A 19,481-nucleotide genomic window follows, 5' to 3' on the forward strand; every position below is an offset into this window, starting at 1 on the left:
TGCAGTACTGAAGATCCTGCCAGATAAAACAATACATTTATGTGATCACTTTCTCCTTATGTGACAATTTGTATTTAACTTGTATTGTTTACAAGTGAGGTAAGACAGGCATAATCGTTGCATTCGTATTAAAGAGGTATGAGGAAAGTGACGAATAAACCCCGATATCGCCAGATTGCCGATACCCTGCGCGAGCGGGTGCAGCGCGGCGAGCTGAAACCCGGCGATGCCCTGCCCACGGAATCCGCGTTGCAGGAAGAGTTTGCCGTCAGCCGCGTCACGGTGCGACAAGCGCTGAAACAGCTGACCCAGGAAGCAATCATTGAGAGCATTCAGGGCAGCGGTTCATACGTGAAAGAAGAACGGGTCAATTACGACATTTATCAACTCACCAGTTTTTATGAAAAGCTGGCCGATCGAAACGTTGACACCCACAGCGACGTGCGGGTGTTTGAAGCGATTGATGCCAGCCTTGAACTGGCGGCAACGCTTGAGGTCGCAGAAGGCGCGAAAATCTGGCACGTCAAACGGGTGCGTTTTATCAAGCAGAAACCGGTGACGCTGGAAGAAACCTGGATGCCGTTGGCCCTATTTCCGGATCTCACCTGGGAAGTGATGGAAAACTCCAAATATCACTTTATCGAGCAGGTGAAGAAGCTGGTTATCGATCGCAGCGAACAAGAGATCGTACCGATTATGCCGAACGCTGAAATGGCGAGTTTGCTGAGCCTGGATGCCAGCCAGCCGATCCTCGAAAAAATTTCGCGCGGGTTCCTCAGCGATGGACGGGTGTTTGAATACAGCCGTAACGCATTCAAAAGCGACGACTATAAATTCACCCTCGTCGCCAAACGACGCCAATAAAAAAGGCCACCGCAAAGGTGGCCAACCATGTCGAAAACGGACATATAAAGCTCCCCACGCGGGGAGCAGAGAGGATTATCAGTTAATGATGGTCTTCAGCGCTTCGCCGATATCCGCCAGGCTGCGAACGGTTTTCACACCGGCCGCTTCCAGAGCTGCAAATTTCTCATCCGCAGTCCCTTTACCACCGGCGATGATCGCGCCCGCGTGACCCATACGTTTACCTTTCGGCGCAGTCACACCCGCGATGTAACCCACAACCGGTTTGGTCACGTGTTCTTTGATGTAGGCTGCCGCTTCTTCTTCAGCGCTGCCGCCGATCTCACCGATCATGACGATCGCTTCGGTCTGCGGGTCTTCCTGGAACATTTTCAGGATGTCGATGAAGTTAGAACCAGGGATCGGGTCACCACCGATGCCCACACAGGTGGACTGGCCGAAACCGTAGTCGGTAGTCTGCTTAACCGCTTCATAAGTCAGCGTACCGGAACGGGAAACGATGCCCACTTTGCCTGGCTTATGAATGTGACCAGGCATGATGCCGATTTTGCTCTGACCCGGGGTGATAACACCTGGGCAGTTCGGGCCAATCATGCGCACGCCTGCTTCATCCAGTTTCACCTTCACGGTCAGCATATCCAGCGTCGGGATGCCTTCGGTGATGGTGATGATCAGTTTGATGCCTGCATCGATCGCTTCCAAAATGGAGTCTTTGCAGAACGGAGCCGGTACATAGATTACGCTTGCAGTCGCGCCAGTGGCTTCAACGGCTTCACGCACGGTGTTGAACACCGGCAGATCCAGATGTGTGGTGCCGCCTTTGCCCGGCGTGACGCCGCCAACCATGTTGGTGCCGTAAGCAATCGCTTGTTCAGAGTGGAAAGTCCCCTGGCTACCGGTAAAGCCCTGGCAGATAACCTTGGTGTTTTTATCAATTAAAATGGACATTATTTCCCCTCCACTGCGGCAACGACCTGCTGAGCGGCATCCGTCAGACTTTTCGCTGCAATAATATTCAGACCGCTGTCAGCCAGTTTCTTGGCACCAAGTTCAGCGTTGTTACCTTCCAGACGTACAACCACCGGGACGTTAACGCCCACTTCAGCGACAGCACCGATAATGCCGTCGGCAATCAGGTCACAACGTACGATCCCGCCGAAGATGTTAACCAGAACCGCTTTCACATTGTCATCAGAGAGGATGATTTTGAACGCTTCGGTTACGCGCTCTTTGGTGGCACCGCCGCCCACGTCGAGGAAGTTAGCCGGTTCGCCGCCGTGCAGCTTAACGATGTCCATGGTGCCCATCGCCAGGCCTGCGCCGTTAACCATACAGCCGATGTTGCCATCCAGTGCAACGTAGTTCAGTTCCCACTGTGCAGCCTGAGCTTCACGCGGATCTTCCTGAGACTGGTCACGCATTTCGCGCAGGTCTGGTTGACGGAACAGGGCATTGCCATCGGCACCCAGTTTGCCATCAAGGCAGATAAGGTCGCCCTGCTTGGTGATAACCAGCGGGTTAATTTCGATCAGCGCCAGGTCGCGCTCAAGGAAGATGTTTGCCAGACCCATGAAGATCTTGGTGAACTGCTGAACCAGTTTACCTTCCAGACCCAGTTTGAACGCCAGTTCACGGCCCTGATAAGGCATTGGACCCGCCAGCGGATCGATAGCAACTTTGTGGATCAGGTGCGGGGTTTCTTCCGCCACTTTTTCGATTTCCACGCCGCCTTCGGTGGAAGCCATGAATACCACACGACGAGAGCTACGATCGACGACCGCACCCAGATACAGTTCTTTGGCGATGTCGGTCGCGGCTTCAACCAGAATCTGATTAACCGGCTGACCGTTGGCGTCTGTCTGATAGGTTACCAGGCGTTTGCCCAGCCAGTGCTCGGCAAAGGCGCGAATGTCTTCTTTGCTGTTAACGACTTTTACGCCGCCCGCTTTACCGCGGCCGCCAGCGTGTACCTGGCATTTCACGACCCAAGGACCCGCACCAATTTTAGACGCGGCTTCTTCAGCTTCACGCGGAGTTGAGCAGGCATAGCCTACTGGCGCAGGTAAACCGTAGCGGGCAAACAGCTGTTTGGCCTGGTATTCATGTAAGTTCATGCGTTCTATCCACTATTTTGAGTATTATCATGATCATTTACCTCCAGGCCGCATCCGGCCCGGAGGACAGGTGATACAGGGCTTACTACACGTCCAGCAGCAGACGAGTCGGATCTTCCAGCAGCTCTTTGATGGCTACGAGGAAGCCCACTGACTCACGACCATCGATCAGGCGATGATCGTAGGAAAGTGCCAGGTACATCATTGGCAAAATTTCGACTTTGCCATCAACGGCCATTGGACGGTCCTTAATGGCATGCATGCCGAGGATCGCACTCTGTGGCGGGTTGATGATCGGCGTAGACATCAGGGAACCGAACACACCGCCGTTGGTGATGGTGAAGTTACCGCCGGTCAGGTCCTCAACGGTCAGCTTGCCGTCACGGCCTTTCAGCGCCAGCTCTTTAATGCGTTTCTCGATGTCGGCCATACCCAGCGCGTCAACGTCACGCAGGACTGGCGTCACCAGACCACGTGGCGTAGAGACCGCCATGCTGACGTCGAAGTAGTTGTGGTACACCACGTCTTCGCCGTCGATTGAGGCATTCACTTCCGGGTAGCGTTTCAGCGCTTCAACCACAGCTTTCACGTAGAAGGACATGAAGCCCAGACGGATGCCGTGACGTTTTTCAAACGCATCACCGTACTGCTTACGCAAGTCCATGATTGGCTTCATGTTGACTTCGTTGAAGGTGGTCAGCATCGCGGTAGAGTTTTTCGCTTCCAGCAGACGCTCAGCCACGCGTTTGCGCAGGCGGGTCATCGGGACGCGTTTCTCAGAGCGACCTGCCAGCGGCGCAGGGGCTGCTGCCGGGGCGGCGGCTGGCGCTTTGGCTTCGGTTTTCGCCGGGGCTTTCGCCAGGTGCTTCTCAACATCTTCGCGGGTCAGACGCCCACCCACACCGGTGCCTTTGATGGCTGCGGCGTCAAGGTTGTGCTCAGCCAGCAGGCGACGGATAGCCGGGCTCAGCGCGTCGTTGCTCTGTTCTTCCAGAGACGCTTGCTGGCGCTGGGCTGGGGTGCTGTCTTTGGCTTCGGATTTCGCGCTGGACTCTTTGCCCGCGCTGTTGCCTTCACGCAGGCGGCCGAGGATCTGGCGAGAGGTCACAGTGGTGCCTTCGTCTTCCAGAACCGCATCCAGAATGCCGTCAGCCGACGCCGGTACTTCCAGTACCACTTTGTCAGTTTCGATTTCTACCAGCACTTCATCGCGGACTACCGCATCGCCTGGCTTCTTGTGCCAGGTCGCAACCGTTGCATCGGCTACGGATTCAGGCAGGTCGGGAACAAGAATATCTACGCTACTCATTTTGTATCCTTTAATTAATCGACGTTCAGCGCGTCATTGACCAGATCTTGTTGCTGCTTCTGGTGAACAGACATATACCCTACCGCCGGAGAGGCGGAGGCCGGGCGACCTGCGTAACGCAGGGCAGACCCAAATGGAATCACTTCACGTAAGTGATGCTGGCTGCAGTACCACGCGCCCTGGTTGAGCGGCTCTTCCTGGCACCAGACAAAATCATGCACGTGAGCGTATGGTTTCAGTGCGTCCTGCATCGCCTGATGCGGGAACGGATAAAGCTGTTCGATACGCACAATGGCGACATCTTTCTGATTGTTCTTGCGACGCTGTTCCAGCAGGTCGTAGTACACCTTACCGGAGCACATCACCACGCGTTTCACCGCTTTAGGATCCAGCTCGTCAATCTCGCCAATCGCAGGCATAAAGGTGCCGTTGGCCAGCTCTTCGAGGCTCGATACCGCCAGCGGGTGACGCAGCAGAGATTTCGGCGACATCACCACCAGCGGACGGCGCATCCCGCGCAGCGCCTGACGACGCAGCATGTGATAAACCTGAGCCGGGGTCGACGGGACGCACACCTGCATGTTCTGTTCAGCACACAGCTGCAGATAACGCTCCAGACGCGCGGAGGAGTGCTCCGGACCCTGGCCTTCGTAGCCGTGTGGCAGCAGCATGGTCAGGCCACACATACGGCCCCACTTCTGCTCGCCGGAACTGATGAACTGATCGATAACCACCTGCGCACCGTTGGCGAAGTCACCGAACTGCGCTTCCCAGATAGTCAGGATGCGCGGCTCTGCGGTGGCATAGCCGTATTCGAATGCCAGCACCGCCTCTTCAGACAGCACGGAGTCCCAGACCTTGAACTGGCCCTGACCGTTATGCACGTGCTGCAGTGGGGTGTAGGTAGAACCGTTGGTCTGGTTATGGATAACCGCATGGCGATGGAAGAAGGTGCCGCGCCCGGAGTCTTCACCGGACAGACGCACCGGAATGCCTTCATCAACCAGCGTGGCGTACGCCAGGTTTTCCGCACCGCCCCAGTCGAACATTTTCTCACCGGCAGCCATAGACTGGCGATCGGCGTAGATTTTAGCGACACGGGACTGCATTTCGACCGCTTCCGGCACGGTGCTGATACGCTTAGCCAGCTCCTGCAAGCGCTTCATGTCGACCTTGTTCGGGTAGCTCTCATCCCACTCGTGGTTGAGGTACGGCGACCAGGTAAAGGAGTGCATGTTCATCGGACGCCACTCTTTCACCACGCATTCGCCTTCATCCAGCGCGTCGCGGTACAGATTGACCAGTTCGGTCGCATCTTCGAGGGTCGCGACTTTCTCGCCTTCCAGCTTGTCGGCGTAGATTTTGCGCGGGGTCGGATGTTTTTTGATTTTCTGATACATCAGCGGCTGGGTTGCGCTTGGCTCGTCGGCTTCGTTATGGCCGTGACGGCGGTAGCACACCAGGTCGATGAACACATCACGTTTGAAGGTGTTACGGAAATCAAGCGCCAGGCGAGTCACGAAAGCAACCGCTTCAGGGTCATCCGCATTCACGTGGAAAATCGGGGCCATCACCATCTTACCGATATCGGTACAATATGGCGTGGAGCGCGCATCCAGCGGGTTAGACGTGGTGAAACCCACCTGATTGTTGATAACGATACGTACCGTACCGCCCACTTCGTAACCCCGCGCTTTGGACATGTTCAGGGTTTCCTGAACCACGCCCTGACCGGCCACCGCGGCATCACCGTGAATGGTGATAGGCAGAACCTTGTTGCTGCTCGGCTCTTCCAGTCTGTCCAGACGCGCACGCACTGAACCGATAACCACCGGGCTTACGATTTCGAGGTGTGACGGGTTGAACGCCAGCGCCAGGTGAACCAGGCCGCCTTCGGTTTCGATATCAGATGAGAAGCCCATGTGGTACTTCACATCCCCGGTGCCGAGGTGTTCTTTATGCTTCCCGGCAAATTCGTCGAACAGGTCCTGCGGTTTTTTACCGAGCACGTTGATCAACACGTTCAGACGACCGCGGTGCGCCATACCCAGCACCACTTCACGCGTGCCGCTCTTACCGGCATGGCGAATCAGCTCTTTCAGCATCGGCACCAGCGCATCACCGCCTTCCAGCGAGAAGCGTTTTGCGCCTGGGAATTTCGCACCCAGATAACGTTCCAGGCCTTCCGCAGCGGTCAGCTCAGTGAGGAAGCGTTTTTTCTCGTCAGCGCTAAAGCTCGCGTGACCGACCACCGATTCAATACGCTGTTGGATCCAGCGTTTCTCTTCCGTGGACGTAATATGCATATATTCCGCGCCGATGGAGCCGCCATAGGTTTGCTTCAGCGCAGCAATCAAATCGGCAAGTTTCATCGTTTCTTTGCCGATAGCAAAGGAACCCACGTTAAAACTTTCCTGGAGATCGGCCTCGGTCAAATCGTGGAACGCAGGTTCCAGATCGGTCACGGGCTCCTGCTTCCAAAGCCCAAGCGGATCGAGATTCGCCGCCTGATGACCACGGAAACGCCAGGCGTTGATCAACTGCAGGACTTTAACCTGCTTCACGTTGGCATCAGGATCGGAAATGGAGGTCGCGTAACGCGAGGCATCCTTCGCCAGACGACGGAAATAATCACGCGTAGTGGAGTGGAATTGATCCGGTTTGACTCCGGTACCAGGTAACTGCTGGAACATTGAACGCCAGTTGGCGTCGACAGAGTCAGGATCGGTTAAGAAGTCTTCATAGAGCTGTTCTATCCAGCTCTGGTTCGAGCCAGAGAGGTAAGAAGAGTCCAGCCAGGCTTTCATTGCGCCGTTCTGCATCGTGATCCCTTAAGCATTTTTATGCTTACTTTCGCCGTAGAAACTACCACGCACACCAGGTGTACGTGCCGGGGTTCACTTGCGAGCTCTTCTATGCGGGCCCGCGAAGGAACCTTTAAAAACCGCCCTCTAACCGTCGCTGTTCAGGCTGCAACTGCGTTGCGCCTTTCACTCACCCCAGTCACATAGTTATCTATGCTCCTGGGATTCATTCAGTCGCGCCTTGCTTCGCGCTGAACATCTCGGTTATAGATGCCAAATACGGCAGTTTTTAGAGGTTTCCTGCAATTCCGTTTTCCCGATGGCGCTGCGCTGACCAAGCCTACTGTCACGTAGGCCTGATTAGCGTAGCGCCATCAGGCGTTGTTACTTATGCGCTGCGCTGCAACAGCATCGACTTAATATGGCCGATGGCGCGCGTCGGGTTAAGCCCCTTCGGACACACACTGACGCAGTTCATGATGCTATGGCAGCGGAATACGCTGAAAGCGTCACTTAATCCTTCCAGGCGGCTGTCGGTTTCGGTATCACGGCTGTCGATCAGGAAGCGGTACGCCGCCAGCAGACCGGCCGGGCCGATGAACTTATCCGGATTCCACCAGAACGATGGGCAAGAAGTGGAACAGCATGCGCAGAGAATACACTCGTACAGGCCATCCAGTTTTTCACGCTGCTCGGGCGACTGCAAATGCTCGCGAGCGGGTGGATTTTGCCCATTATTCAACAAGTAAGGCTTAATCTTCTCATATTGGGCATAGAACTGCCCCATGTCTACCACCAAATCACGCACCACCGGTAAACCCGGCAGCGGACGAATCACAATCTTCTGCCCGGCACGCTGCAGGGCGGAAATTGGGGTGATACACGCCAGACCGTTTTTGCCGTTCATGTTCACGCCGTCGGAACCGCACACGCCTTCACGGCAGGAGCGACGGAACGATAGGGTCGGGTCTTGTTCTTTCAGCTGGACGAGCGCATCCAGCAGCATCATGTCGCGCCCTTCTTCCGCTTCGAGGGTGTAATCCTGCATGCGCGGAGCGTCATCGACATCCGGGTTATAACGATAAACTGAAAACTCGAGTCTCATTTTCCTGTCTCCGCAATTAGTAGGTACGCACTTTCGGCGGGAATGCCGGACGCAGCTTCGGTTCCATGTTCACTTCACGACGGGTCATGGATTCGGACTGCGGCTGGTACAGGGAGTGGCAGAGCCAGTTTTCATCATCGCGATCCGGGAAGTCGAAGCGGCTGTGTGCGCCACGGCTTTCGGTACGGAAGTTTGCCGACACTGCGGTAGCGAAGGCGGTTTCCATCAGGTTATCCAGCTCCAGACACTCGACGCGCTGGGTGTTGAATTCGCTGGAGGTGTCATCCAGACGGGCATTTTTCAGACGCTCACGGATCACTTTCAGCTGCTCAAGCCCTTTGGCCATCGCGTCCCCTTCACGGAACACCGAGAAGTTATGCTGCATACATTCCTGCAACGCTTTACGGATTTCCACCGGATCTTCACCGCTGCGGGTGTTGTTCCAACGGTTGAGGCGATCCAGAGAAGCGTCAATGTCAGACTCGCTGGCATCGCGCATCGCACCCTGCTCGGCGATAGACTCTTGCAGGTGCAGACCTGCCGCACGACCAAATACCACCAGGTCCAGCAGCGAGTTGCCGCCCAGACGGTTGGCACCGTGAACGGACACACAGGCGATTTCGCCGACGGCGAACAGGCCTGGGATCACCACGTCTTCGCCCTTCTCGTTGACGGTCAGCGCCTGGCCGGTCACTTTGGTCGGAATACCGCCCATCATGTAGTGGCAGGTTGGGATAACCGGAATAGGCTCTTTAACCGGATCAACGTGCGCAAAGGTGCGGGACAGTTCGAGGATGCCCGGCAGACGGGATTCGAGCACGTCTTTACCGAGGTGATCGAGTTTCAGTTTCGCATGCGGACCCCACGGGCCATCGCAGCCACGACCTTCACGGATTTCGATCATGATGGAACGCGCCACCACGTCACGACCCGCCAGGTCTTTCGCATTCGGGGCATAACGCTCCATGAAGCGCTCGCCGTGTTTGTTCAGCAGGTATCCACCTTCACCGCGACAGCCTTCGGTGACCAGTACCCCAGCCCCGGCAATACCGGTTGGGTGGAACTGCCACATTTCCATATCCTGTACCGGCACGCCAGCACGGATTGCCATCCCAACGCCGTCACCGGTGTTGATATGGGCGTTAGTCGTCGACTGATAAATACGGCCCGCGCCGCCGGTCGCCAGCACGGTGGCATTGGCCTTGAAGTACACCACTTCACCGGTTTCGATACACAGGGCGGTACAACCGACCACTGCGCCATCCTGGTTTTTCACCAGATCCAGCGCATACCATTCGGAGAAGATGGTGGTTTTGTTTTTCAGGTTCTGCTGATACAGCGTGTGCAGCAACGCATGTCCGGTACGGTCAGCTGCCGCTGCGGTACGTGCCGCCTGCTCGCCGCCGAAGTTTTTCGACTGGCCGCCAAACGGACGCTGATAAATAGAGCCATCGTCCAGACGCGAGAACGGCAGACCCATATGTTCCAGCTCAAGAATCGCTTCCGGGCCGGTCTTACACATATATTCGATAGCGTCCTGGTCACCGATGTAGTCAGACCCCTTCACGGTGTCATACATGTGCCATTCCCAGTTATCTTCATGGGTGTTACCGAGTGCGACGGTGATACCACCCTGCGCAGACACGGTATGGGAACGGGTAGGGAAGACTTTAGAGAGCAGCGCACAGGTCTGGCCGCTCTGGGAAATTTGCAGCGCGGCACGCATACCTGCGCCACCTGCGCCTATCACAACAGCATCAAATTCTCTGACTGGCAGTTTCATTACACACCCCACACCACAACAAATCCATAAATCACGTAAACCACCAGTGCAACGACGATAGCCAGTTGCAGAGGCAGGCGAATCGCCAGCGGTTTAACGTAGTCGGTCAACACCTGCCACATGCCAATCCAGGCATGGATCAAGATAGAAAACAGAGCCAGCAGGGTGAAGACTTTGGTGAAAGCGGAAGAGAAGAAACCCGTCCAGACTTCCCAGGTGAGCGAGCCATGAGTCGCGAAGAAGCCAACCATGTAGATAATGTACAGAGTCAGGACGATCGCGGTGGCACGTACGAGGATGAAGTCATGTACGCCGTTGCGTCCTAGTGCTGAGGCGTTGCTTACCATACGAGGACTCCTGCGAGAATTGAAAGCACGACAGTAATAACAAACGAAATATTGGCAGACCGTTTCCCGGCTTCGAAGGTTTCTTCCAGGTAGCCAAAGTCCATCATCAGGTGACGAATGCCCAACACGGCGTGATAGGCCAGTGCGGTCAGGATGCCCCAGAAAATGAATTTGACGAAGAAGCTGCTCATGATTGAGCTGGCGTGCTGGAAGCCTTCAGGAGAGGAGAGACTGGTGCCCAGTAACCACAACAGAATGCCAACCGCCACAAAGGTAATCACGCCAGAAACGCGGTGGAGGATGGACGCTATCGCCGTTACGGGGAATCGGATCGTTTTGAGATCCAGATTGACAGGTCTTTGTTTTTTCACATTTTTTATCATGAATAACGCCCACATGCTGTTCTTATTGTTTCCCTTCCTCCGGTCTGCGTGCGGGTCAGACAGCGTCCTTTCTATAACTGCGCGTCATGTAAAAACTCCCTATCAAGAGCTAAAACGGCACATTACAACGCTGGGTGGCTCGGGATTGCAGGGGGTTCCGGAGACCTGGCGGCAGTATAGGACGTTCACAAAATCATTACAATTAACCTACATATAGTTTGTCGGGTTTTATGCGGAACAGTGATCAGGGTCACGATAACAACATTATTTTAAATTTTACTCACCTGATTTGACAAATATTAAACATTATTGTTACAACCATCACTTAGAAAGGCATATAATGCGTAAAAGTTATGGGGTCACTCTTTCTCCTGAGAATAAGTTATGTAATGGTGAGAAAGTATTGACCTATGCATTGCCGACAGTTAATAGTGATAGACAGGTTTGAATAAACGGACTGCTAAGACCCTGATTTGCTTTAGTTTCACGGTGGAATGAACGTATGCCCCATGGCGCCCTTTGCTCTGTACCCTGGTTTACCCTCGCGAGCTGAGCGGTGAGCCGAATAACAAACTGGTAACGTCGAACTTCACCCTGAAAGCGAATCCGGCATCCGGCAGTCTTATGCAATAAGGCGCTAAGGAGACCGTAAATGGCTGATACAAAGGCAAAGCTCACTCTCAATGGTGACACTGCTATTGAACTGGACGTGCTAAAAGGTACGCTCGGCGAAGACGTTATTGATATCCGTACACTCGGCTCAAAAGGGATGTTCACTTTTGACCCCGGTTTTACCTCCACCGCATCCTGCGAATCGAAAATCACCTTCATTGACGGTGACGAAGGCATCCTGCTGCATCGCGGTTTTCCTATCGATCAGTTGGCAACCGAATCTAACTATCTCGAAGTCTGCTATATCCTGCTGAACGGCGAAAAGCCGACCCAGGAACAGTACGACGAATTCCGTACCATCGTGACCCGTCACACCATGATCCATGAGCAGATCACCCGTCTGTTCCACGGTTTCCGTCGTGACTCGCATCCGATGGCGGTGATGTGTGGCGTGACCGGCGCGCTGGCCGCGTTCTATCACGACGCTATGGACGTGAATAACCCACGTCACCGCGAAATCGCGGCCTTCCGTCTGCTGTCGAAAATGCCAACTATGGCCGCGATGAGCTACAAATATTCCATCGGTCAGCCGTTCGTGTATCCACGTAACGATCTGTCCTATGCTGGCAACTTCCTCAACATGATGTTCTCCACGCCGTGTGAAGAGTACGTGGTGAACCCGGTGCTGGAACGCGCCATGGACCGCATCCTGATCCTGCATGCGGATCACGAGCAAAACGCATCGACCTCGACCGTGCGTACCGCGGGCTCTTCTGGTGCTAACCCATTCGCCTGTATCGCGGCGGGCATCGCGTCCCTGTGGGGACCGGCGCACGGCGGTGCCAACGAAGCGGCGCTGAAGATGCTGGAAGAAATCAGCACCGTTGAGCACATTCCGGAATTTGTTCGTCGCGCGAAAGACAAGAACGATTCGTTCCGTCTGATGGGCTTCGGTCATCGTGTCTATAAAAACTATGACCCGCGCGCCACCGTGATGCGTGAAACCTGCCACGAAGTGCTGAAAGAATTGGGCACCAAAGACGATCTGTTGCAGGTCGCGATGGAGCTGGAACACATCGCCCTGAACGACCCGTACTTCATCGAGAAGAAACTGTACCCGAACGTCGACTTCTACTCCGGTATCATCCTGAAAGCGATGGGCATTCCGTCTTCGATGTTCACCGTTATTTTTGCGATGGCCCGTACCGTCGGCTGGATTGCACACTGGAGCGAAATGCACAACGAGGGCATGAAAATTGCCCGTCCGCGCCAGCTGTACACCGGTTACGAAAAACGCGACTTCAGCACAGACGTGAAAAAACGCTAACTACGTTGTTGTGATGTGAAAAACGCGCCTGATGGCGCGTTTTTTTATGTCTGGCATTGGGGGCACCAATAAAACGGTCGTGACGACATCATCGTTTTTTCGATAACGCCCCCGCACCGCTCGCAGGCTTTCCCCGCACGATGAAACACTTTAAAGCGAAACAGCGCCCCGTGATGCTTATTCTCATCCCCCTGCCCGCGTGTCTGCCAGGACAGCCGCGGGATAGCCAATAGCTCATGCGCCAGATTACCCAGCTGTTCATCCGTCAGCTGGCTGGCTTTATGCGTCGCTGCCAGTCCACACGCCCAGAGAATTTCCACCCGCAGGTAATTTCCCAACCCCGCCAGAAATGCCTGGTCGAGCAGCAGGCCAGAGAACTGGCGTTGCCGGAATCGTTTCGACAACAACCGCTCTCTGACATCGGCTTCGGTGAGCGTCGGGTCGAGCACGTCCGGCCCAACGCGCTGCAAAAACGGCTGGGTGGCTAACTGCTCGGGCGTCAGCATGTCGATGTCCGATGCACTGTACAGCAGAATCGCTTTGGTTGCGGTTTGCAGCCGTACCCGCAGCACACGCGTGGTTTGCGGTTCTTCTCCGGCATTCACCACCCGCCACACACCGTACAGCTGGTTATGGCTGTAGAGCGTCAATCCACCGGAAAAATGGGTCAGCATCGCTTTGCCGCGCGTTTCAATGTGAGTCACGCGCTGCCCGACTAACGCTGTTTCAAACGCTTTCAACCGCTCAAAGGCAAACCAGGCATCGGTCAGCGGCTGACCTTTTATCGCCGCTTCTAGGGTATCCGCTGCTCGGCGGATCTCTGGTCCTTCGGGCATGATGGTTCCTTACTTTTCGCCGTTGAGACGCCAGGCCAGTTGTTCAAAATATCGCTGCTGATCGGCACGTGCTTTCAATGCATCCTCCAGCGAACACGGCACAAAATGAATCGGCTGCCCGAGCGGAATTTGCGCCAGTTGGTACATATCGGCTTCGATAATGCAGGCAATGCGCGGATAACCTCCGGTGGTTTGGGCGTCATTCATCAGCACGATCGGTTGGCCGTTACGCGGCACCTGTACCACGCCCGGTAACAGGCCGTGTGACATCAGTTCGCGATCGGTGGTTCGTACCAGCGGCTGCCCTTGTAGCCGATACCCCATCCGGTTACTTTGCGGACTGAGCTGCCAGGGCGCGCGCCAGAAATTCTCCTGCGATGGGGCATCAAACTCGTGATACTCCGGCCCTGGCAAGGCCCGAATGCGGTTCCCATGCTGGAGCTGTTTAACCCCCTGCGCGCCGCCAAATTGGCGGTTGGAAGGAAACACGTTCAGCCTGTCACCGTCCTGTAAGCGCCGCCCTTCCAGACCGCCGACGCCGACTTTCAGATCAGTACTGTACGAGCCCATCACTTTCGGCACATCGATCCCACCCGCGACCGCCAGATAGCTGCGAATGCCGTATAAAGGCCGTTTCAACACCAGCGTTTGCCCTGCTTTGACCGGCAGCCGCCAGCCGCCCCAGACGGTTTGGTCATCGAGCGTCGCTTCGCAGCCTGCCCCGGTCAGGGCAAACCAGCCATCGCGTTCAAACTGGACGGTAAACTGCCCGAGGGTAATTTCGATCGCGGCGTCACCAGGGTCGTTCCCCACCAGCAAATTGGCGGTAAACAACGCCGGTTTATCCAGTGCCCCGCAGCGGCTGACGCCAGACTGACGCAGGCCATAGCGCCCACCGTCCTGCACGGAGGTATAAAGCCCGGAACGAATAATGTTCAGCATACGCCCTCCTTCTGCGGCACAAAGCGCACCGTGTCGCCAGGCCGGAGTAACACCGGCTCCGCTTTACGGGCATCGAACATGGCGAGGGACGTATGCCCAATCAGCTGCCAGCCGCCGGGCGTATCCAGCGGATAAATACCGGTATGCTGACCGCCAATGCCCACGCTGCCCGCCGGGACCTGCACCCGCGGTTCAGCATGGCGAGGCATCGCCAACGTCGGCGACAGGCCGCCGAGATACGCAAAACCCGGCTGAAAACCTAAAAACCACACCACGTAGTCCTGTGAAGCATGCAGTTCCACTACCTGCTTTGGCGTAAGACCGCTGTATTCTGCCACCAGCGGCAAGTCTGGCCCCAGCGCGCCGCCATAGACGACGGGAATATCAATCTGCCGTGAATCGGGTTCCAGCACTTCGCTCTCTTCCCACCAGCGCTGCAAACGCTCAATCGCGTCCAGCGCCCGCGACTGCGGATTACGCAGTACCACGGTAATGTTATTCATCCCCGGAATGGCTTCCAGCACTTCGGGGTAATCAGGCAAACGCTGGGTCAGTCGCCAGATACGCTTCTGACTCTCCAGCGTCACGGGCGGTTCAAGTTCCAGAACGACTGCCGTTTCTCCCAACAGGTAACAACGCGCTCGCTGCACTTTTGCTCTCTCTTATCAGGCCGGGTTAGGGATGTCGATAAAGGTGACATCCAAATCGGTATTTTCTGTCAGCCATTCGCTCAGCGCACGAATGCCGCCGCGCTCGGTGGCATGGTGACCCGCCGCATAAAAATGCAGGCCCTGTTCACGGGCGGAATGGATTGTCTGCTCCGACACTTCGCCCGTAATAAAGGCATCCACGCCAAAACGCGCGGCGCTATCGATAAAGCCCTGTCCACCCCCGGTACACCACGCCACGCGGGTCACTTTTTCCGGCCCGGTATCGCCGCACCACAGTGGTTTACGCCCTAGTCGCGCTTCAATCCACGAGGCCAGTTCCAGCCCGGAAACCGGCATCGATAGCTCGCCCCACGGCACCAGCGGCTCAATTTCACCCGCCACGTTGATACCGAGCAGCGCCGCCAGCTGAACGTTATTGCCCAGCTCCGGGTGCGCGTCCAGCGGCAGATGCCAGCCGTACAGATTGATATCGTTCGCCAGCAGGGTTTTCAGACGGTTACGCTTCATGCCGCGTATCACCGATGATTCCCCTTTCCAGAAATAACCGTGATGCACGATGACGGCATCGGCTTCCAGACGCACCGCTTCATCGAGCAGCGCCTGACTGGCCGTCACGCCAGTGACGATTTTGCGGATCTCTTCTCGCCCCTCAACCTGTAGCCCGTTCGGCCCGTAATCGCTGAACGATCCGCTGTTGAGTTTCTCGTTAATCAGTTGTTCCAGTTCACAGTTTTTCATCGTCACTCCAGACTTTCCTTCGGTACTGCTGGATACCATAGCCGTCCCGTGACCTTACGTCGATAGGCACCCCACTTTAGCGCTCGCGCTTAGGCGCAAAAATCGCTTAACGCACGCCAGCACAATCATGTATATTTATGCATTAGGACAGCATATAAATTGAACTTTCATGCTTAATACCCATGGATAGCATATAAGAAACGAATAATGCGGAATGATTATCTTCTGCACTTTTGGCAAGAACTGAGAGCGCCATGAAAACACTGACATCGTCACAACCCCGCGCGATTTATTACGTCGTCGCCCTGCAAATTTGGGAATACTTCAGTTTCTACGGGATGCGCGCCCTGCTGATCCTGTACCTCACCAATCAGCTGAAATATAACGACAATCATGCTTATGCGCTGTTCAGCGCCTACTGCTCGCTGGTCTATGTCACGCCCATTCTTGGCGGCTGGCTGGCGGATAAGGTCCTCGGGAACCGCATGGCGGTGATGATCGGTGCCTTCTTAATGGCCGTCGGCCACCTGGTGCTGGGCGCAAGCGAAATGTCCTCGATGTTCCTTTATCTGTCGCTCGCTATCATTGTTTGCGGTTATGGGTTGTTTAAATCGAACGTGAGTTGCCTGCTCGGCGAACTGTATGAACCGACCGATCCGCGTCGCGACGGCGGTTTCTCCCTGCTGTATGCCGCCGGTAACGTCGGTTCGATTATTGCGCCGATCGCCTGCGGCTATGTGCAGGAAGAGTACAGTTGGGCGATGGGCTTCGCGCTTGCCGCCATCGGTATGCTGGCAGGCCTGGTGATTTTCCTCTGCGGCAATCGCCACTTCAGCCACACGGTGGGCGTCAATAAAGCCGTTCTGCACAGTAAGAAACTGGCGGTGCCGGTCTGGGGCTGGCTGCTGGCGCTGATGGTCGTTTCCCCGCTGGTGATTGCCGTTCTGTTCTGGAAAGAGTGGTCACTGTATGCCCTGATCGTCGCCACCGTCATTGGCCTGGCGATGCTCGGCAACATCTACAAAAAGGCCGAGAATCAGAAACAGCGCAAAGAGCTGGGGCTTATCGTAGTGCTGACCCTATTCAGCCTGCTGTTCTGGGCCTTCGCCCAGCAGGGCGGCAGCTCGATTAGCCTGTATATCGACCGCTTTGTGAATCGCGATATTCTCGGGTATGACGTGCCAACGGCAATGTTCCAGTCGGTGAACGGTTTCGCGGTGATGCTGTGCGGGGTTTTCCTCGCCTGGGTAGTGAAAGAGTCGGTCACCGGCAACCGCGCGGTGCGAATCTGGGGAAAATACGCCCTCGGTCTTGGGCTGATGAGCGCCGGGTTCTGCATTCTGACCCTGAGCGCCCGCTGGTCTGCAACCTACGGCCATTCGTCTATGCCATTGATGATTCTGGGCATGGCGGTAATGGGTTTTGCCGAGCTGTTTATCGACCCGGTGGCAATGGCGCAAATCACCCGCATCGAAATTCCGGGCGTCACCGGCGTGCTGACCGGCATCTACATGCTGCTGTCCGGGGCGATTGCCAACTATGCGGCCGGCGTTATCGCCGATCAGACCTCGCAGAGCGCGTTTGATGCGGCGGGAGCGGTCAACTATTCTATCAACGCCTACATCGACGTGTTCAGCCAGATTACCTGGGGTTCACTGGCCTGTGTCGCGGTGGTGCTGGTTATCTGGCTGGGTCACGCGATGAAAGTCAGATCCCGCCGTCTGGCGCTGGAGTCCTAAGCTTTTCTGGCGGCTTCATAGGCCGCCAGCGTTTCCAGCCTCGCCTGTTTGTGGTCAACCACCGGGCGCGGATACGCCAGTTCGATGCCTTCTTTATCGGCCCACGACCACGGGCTATGAATCGCTTTCCCCGGCACCGCCTTCAACTCCGGTAACCAGTGGCGAATAAATGCCCCCTCTTTATCGAACTTCTCCCCCTGGGTCGTCGGGTTAAAAATCCGAAAGTAAGGTGCCGCGTCGGTGCCGGTCGAGGCCGCCCACTGCCAGCCGCCATTGTTCGCCGCTAAATCACCGTCGATCAGCTGAGACATGAAATAACGCTCGCCCTCACGCCAGTCGATAAGCAAATCCTTCACTAAAAAACTGGCGACGATCATCCGCAGGCGGTTGTGCATCCAGCCAGTTTCATTGAGCTGGCGCATCGCCGCATCCACAATCGGATAGCCCGTTTTGCCCTGCTGCCACGCCGATAACGCCCCGTTATCGCTGCGCCACGCCACGTTATCCGTCCAGGTAATGAACGGTTTATAGCGGCAAAGCTCCGGGTGGTAGGTCATTAAATGGCGATAAAACTCACGCCAGATAAGCTCGTTGAGCCATACCGAGCCCGGGCCGCCGTCGAGCGCCTGCGGGCATTCGGTGAGTAAACGGTGTAGACACTGGCGCGGAGAAAGTACGCCCAGCGCCAGGCACGCGGAAAGGCGGCTGGTGCCCTCGATAGCCGGAAAGTCTCGTTTCTCTTCATATTGTGCAGCCTGCTGCTGACAGAAATGGCGTAATCGGGCGATGGCGCTTTTTTCATCCGCCGGGAAAAGGCCTTCATCGAAAGAATCCTGCGGATAATTCAGCGTGATATCAGGCAGTTTATTCAGTTCATCCTCACGCGCAGCAGGGGCCGACACGCACTCAGGTAGCCCCTCTTTCAGACGACGAAGGTACGCATTCTTGAACGGCGTAAACACCTTATACATTTGATGATTACCGGTCATCACGCTGCCGGGTGCTAGCATTACACTGTCGTCAAACCCCTGACAGGTGATGTGATCCAGCGTTTTTTCAACGCGCGCATCACGCTGACGCTCGTTGATTTCATACTGATAGTTATAGAAAAGCTGGCTAACCTGATGCGCATCACAAACTTTTTTAACTTCATCGACCGACGCACTGAAATCAGCTACCTCGCGATAGATAAGAGGAATGCCTTTTAACGCCAATTGACTCTGCAACGCGTTTAAATGCGTCTGTATAAATGCTGCCTGACGCGGGGCCATATGATGCTGCTGCCACTGTTGCGGCGTGGCGATAAACAGGGCGATGACCTTTGCCTGGCGATCGCGGCAGGCGGCGGCCAGCGCCAAATTGTCATGCAGGCGTAAATCGGTGCGGAACCAAACCAGATGGGTGGCCATAACTCTCCGGTGAATGTCTGTATCGTAGGGCTCACGGCCAGGGGCCAGATAAGCATCAGGAAGTTTAGCGCTTATAGTGTTTTAACTGAGGGATGGGCGCAAGTGACGGTTGCATGCCGCCTCGACGAACCGGTCAAAGGAGCAGAAATTCGCGACTGCTGTTAGGAACTGACGTTTCCCAACGGAACGCGGGTCCTGAGGGCATAAAAAAACCGCCATGTTTTACGATGGCGGTTTTTTATATCTGTTTTTTATGCCCGGTAGCGGCTGTCTGGCTTAGTAGAAATCGCAGGTCGCTTTTTCGGCCTGATCCATCCATACCGGTTTTTCGCTGGTTTTAGACCATACACGGTGCAGATAGCTGTAAAAACGTCCGCGATCTTTCCAGAACAGCATCACCGGCAGCGCCACAACCCCCGCCACAACGGCGAAAGTACGACGCATAAATACAACATATGCAGGAAACTCTTTATACATGATATCTCTCCCCTTTCATGG

General features: G+C 55.5%; 18 protein-coding genes. 4 read left to right on the forward strand and 14 right to left on the reverse strand.

The features are described 5' to 3' along the window. Positions 1-147: 147 nt before the first annotated feature. On the forward strand, positions 148-864 hold the full coding sequence (locus SIK69_RS15270) for a GntR family transcriptional regulator (RefSeq protein WP_319786463.1): 717 nt from the start codon (positions 148-150) through the stop codon (positions 862-864). A gap of 78 nt (positions 865-942) precedes the next feature. Here SIK69_RS15270 and sucD read toward each other — a convergent pair whose 3' ends face one another. The 8 genes from sucD to sdhC form a co-directional block, all read right to left on the reverse strand. Continuing rightward, positions 943-1,812 carry a succinate--CoA ligase subunit alpha gene (sucD, locus tag SIK69_RS15275; RefSeq protein ID WP_319629124.1) on the reverse strand — a complete coding sequence of 290 codons (870 nt, stop codon included), beginning with the start codon at positions 1,810-1,812 and terminating at the stop codon, positions 943-945. Then, positions 1,812-2,978, reverse strand: a complete 1,167-nt coding sequence (gene sucC / locus SIK69_RS15280) for an ADP-forming succinate--CoA ligase subunit beta (protein ID WP_319629123.1) — start codon at positions 2,976-2,978, stop codon at positions 1,812-1,814. Before sucC ends, sucD begins: the two co-directional genes overlap by 1 nt. Positions 2,979-3,063: 85 nt before the next feature. After that, positions 3,064-4,287: a 2-oxoglutarate dehydrogenase complex dihydrolipoyllysine-residue succinyltransferase gene (gene odhB / locus SIK69_RS15285; RefSeq protein WP_319629122.1), complete on the reverse strand. Its 1,224-nt coding sequence runs from the start codon at positions 4,285-4,287 to the stop codon at positions 3,064-3,066. A 14-nt stretch (positions 4,288-4,301) separates the two neighbouring features. Then, positions 4,302-7,109: a 2-oxoglutarate dehydrogenase E1 component gene (gene sucA, locus SIK69_RS15290; protein WP_319629121.1), complete on the reverse strand. Its 2,808-nt coding sequence runs from the start codon at positions 7,107-7,109 to the stop codon at positions 4,302-4,304. A 370-nt stretch (positions 7,110-7,479) separates the two neighbouring features. Further along, positions 7,480-8,196 (reverse strand): succinate dehydrogenase iron-sulfur subunit SdhB, encoded by a 717-nt coding sequence (sdhB, locus tag SIK69_RS15295; RefSeq protein ID WP_319786464.1) that lies wholly within the window; start codon positions 8,194-8,196, stop codon positions 7,480-7,482. A 16-nt stretch (positions 8,197-8,212) separates the two neighbouring features. Continuing rightward, a complete protein-coding gene (gene sdhA / locus SIK69_RS15300) occupies positions 8,213-9,979 on the reverse strand; it encodes a succinate dehydrogenase flavoprotein subunit (protein ID WP_319629119.1) in 1,767 nt (588 codons plus the stop codon). Further along, positions 9,979-10,326 (reverse strand): succinate dehydrogenase membrane anchor subunit, encoded by a 348-nt coding sequence (gene sdhD, locus SIK69_RS15305; RefSeq protein WP_110510095.1) that lies wholly within the window; start codon positions 10,324-10,326, stop codon positions 9,979-9,981. The genes sdhA and sdhD overlap by 1 nt, the downstream gene beginning before the upstream one ends. Then, on the reverse strand, positions 10,320-10,724 hold the full coding sequence (gene sdhC, locus SIK69_RS15310) for a succinate dehydrogenase cytochrome b556 subunit (RefSeq protein WP_319629118.1): 405 nt from the start codon (positions 10,722-10,724) through the stop codon (positions 10,320-10,322). The genes sdhD and sdhC overlap by 7 nt, the downstream gene beginning before the upstream one ends. A gap of 325 nt (positions 10,725-11,049) precedes the next feature. Here sdhC and SIK69_RS22990 point away from each other — a divergent pair, with 325 nt between their 5' ends. Together SIK69_RS22990 and gltA are read left to right on the forward strand one after the other, a co-directional pair. Further along, a complete protein-coding gene (locus tag SIK69_RS22990) occupies positions 11,050-11,157 on the forward strand; it encodes a hypothetical protein (RefSeq protein WP_445582679.1) in 108 nt (35 codons plus the stop codon). A 204-nt stretch (positions 11,158-11,361) separates the two neighbouring features. Further along, positions 11,362-12,648 (forward strand): citrate synthase, encoded by a 1,287-nt coding sequence (gltA, locus tag SIK69_RS15315; protein ID WP_319786465.1) that lies wholly within the window; start codon positions 11,362-11,364, stop codon positions 12,646-12,648. Positions 12,649-12,692: 44 nt separating this feature from the next. Here gltA and nei read toward each other — a convergent pair whose 3' ends face one another. From nei to SIK69_RS15335, 4 genes are read right to left on the reverse strand one after another with little or no spacing between them, the layout of a single operon-like run. Continuing rightward, positions 12,693-13,484, reverse strand: a complete 792-nt coding sequence (gene nei / locus SIK69_RS15320; protein ID WP_319629116.1) for an endonuclease VIII — start codon at positions 13,482-13,484, stop codon at positions 12,693-12,695. Between the two features lie 9 nt (positions 13,485-13,493). Beyond that, positions 13,494-14,426: a 5-oxoprolinase subunit PxpC gene (gene pxpC, locus SIK69_RS15325; RefSeq protein ID WP_319629115.1), complete on the reverse strand. Its 933-nt coding sequence runs from the start codon at positions 14,424-14,426 to the stop codon at positions 13,494-13,496. Beyond that, on the reverse strand, positions 14,420-15,076 hold the full coding sequence (gene pxpB, locus SIK69_RS15330) for a 5-oxoprolinase subunit PxpB (protein WP_319786466.1): 657 nt from the start codon (positions 15,074-15,076) through the stop codon (positions 14,420-14,422). Before pxpB ends, pxpC begins: the two co-directional genes overlap by 7 nt. A 15-nt stretch (positions 15,077-15,091) precedes the next feature. Further along, the gene (locus tag SIK69_RS15335) at positions 15,092-15,835 is read right to left on the reverse strand and encodes a type 2 GTP cyclohydrolase I (RefSeq protein ID WP_319786467.1); all 744 of its coding nucleotides are present in this window, start codon (positions 15,833-15,835) and stop codon (positions 15,092-15,094) included. Positions 15,836-16,089: 254 nt separating this feature from the next. On the opposite strand from SIK69_RS15335, the gene dtpD reads away from it, so the two are divergent. Then, the gene (gene dtpD / locus SIK69_RS15340) at positions 16,090-17,574 is read left to right on the forward strand and encodes a dipeptide permease DtpD (RefSeq protein WP_319786468.1); all 1,485 of its coding nucleotides are present in this window, start codon (positions 16,090-16,092) and stop codon (positions 17,572-17,574) included. Here the strand turns inward: dtpD and phrB are convergent. After that, complete coding sequence (phrB, locus tag SIK69_RS15345) at positions 17,571-18,983, reverse strand: deoxyribodipyrimidine photo-lyase (RefSeq protein WP_319786469.1); 1,413 nt, start codon at positions 18,981-18,983, stop codon at positions 17,571-17,573. The two genes, dtpD and phrB, sit on opposite strands and share 4 nt — an antisense overlap. Positions 18,984-19,259: 276 nt before the next feature. Next, a complete protein-coding gene (locus SIK69_RS15350; RefSeq protein WP_319629110.1) occupies positions 19,260-19,460 on the reverse strand; it encodes a YbfA family protein in 201 nt (66 codons plus the stop codon). Positions 19,461-19,481: the final 21 nt, after the last annotated feature.

Origin of the sequence: Scandinavium lactucae (assembly GCF_033843265.1) — a bacterium.
GTDB classification, from domain to species: domain Bacteria; phylum Pseudomonadota; class Gammaproteobacteria; order Enterobacterales; family Enterobacteriaceae; genus Scandinavium; species Scandinavium lactucae.

Bases quoted from the DNA above. Each gene is read 5' to 3' on its own strand.
- sucA (WP_319629121.1), bottom strand. From the start codon at position 7,109: ATGCAGAACGGCGCAATGAAAGCCTGGCTGGACTCTTCTTACCTCTCT.
- sdhC (WP_319629118.1), bottom strand. From the start codon at position 10,724: ATGTGGGCGTTATTCATGATAAAAAATGTGAAAAAACAAAGACCTGTC.
- sdhD (WP_110510095.1), bottom strand. From the start codon at position 10,326: ATGGTAAGCAACGCCTCAGCACTAGGACGCAACGGCGTACATGACTTC.
- SIK69_RS15335 (WP_319786467.1), bottom strand. From the start codon at position 15,835: ATGAAAAACTGTGAACTGGAACAACTGATTAACGAGAAACTCAACAGC.
- odhB (WP_319629122.1), bottom strand. From the start codon at position 4,287: ATGAGTAGCGTAGATATTCTTGTTCCCGACCTGCCTGAATCCGTAGCC.
- sdhA (WP_319629119.1), bottom strand. From the start codon at position 9,979: ATGAAACTGCCAGTCAGAGAATTTGATGCTGTTGTGATAGGCGCAGGT.
- SIK69_RS15350 (WP_319629110.1), bottom strand. From the start codon at position 19,460: ATGTATAAAGAGTTTCCTGCATATGTTGTATTTATGCGTCGTACTTTC.
- dtpD (WP_319786468.1), top strand. From the start codon at position 16,090: ATGAAAACACTGACATCGTCACAACCCCGCGCGATTTATTACGTCGTC.
- sucC (WP_319629123.1), bottom strand. From the start codon at position 2,978: ATGAACTTACATGAATACCAGGCCAAACAGCTGTTTGCCCGCTACGGT.
- phrB (WP_319786469.1), bottom strand. From the start codon at position 18,983: ATGGCCACCCATCTGGTTTGGTTCCGCACCGATTTACGCCTGCATGAC.
- pxpC (WP_319629115.1), bottom strand. From the start codon at position 14,426: ATGCTGAACATTATTCGTTCCGGGCTTTATACCTCCGTGCAGGACGGT.
- gltA (WP_319786465.1), top strand. From the start codon at position 11,362: ATGGCTGATACAAAGGCAAAGCTCACTCTCAATGGTGACACTGCTATT.
- SIK69_RS22990 (WP_445582679.1), top strand. From the start codon at position 11,050: ATGCGTAAAAGTTATGGGGTCACTCTTTCTCCTGAGAATAAGTTATGT.
- nei (WP_319629116.1), bottom strand. From the start codon at position 13,484: ATGCCCGAAGGACCAGAGATCCGCCGAGCAGCGGATACCCTAGAAGCG.
- sucD (WP_319629124.1), bottom strand. From the start codon at position 1,812: ATGTCCATTTTAATTGATAAAAACACCAAGGTTATCTGCCAGGGCTTT.
- sdhB (WP_319786464.1), bottom strand. From the start codon at position 8,196: ATGAGACTCGAGTTTTCAGTTTATCGTTATAACCCGGATGTCGATGAC.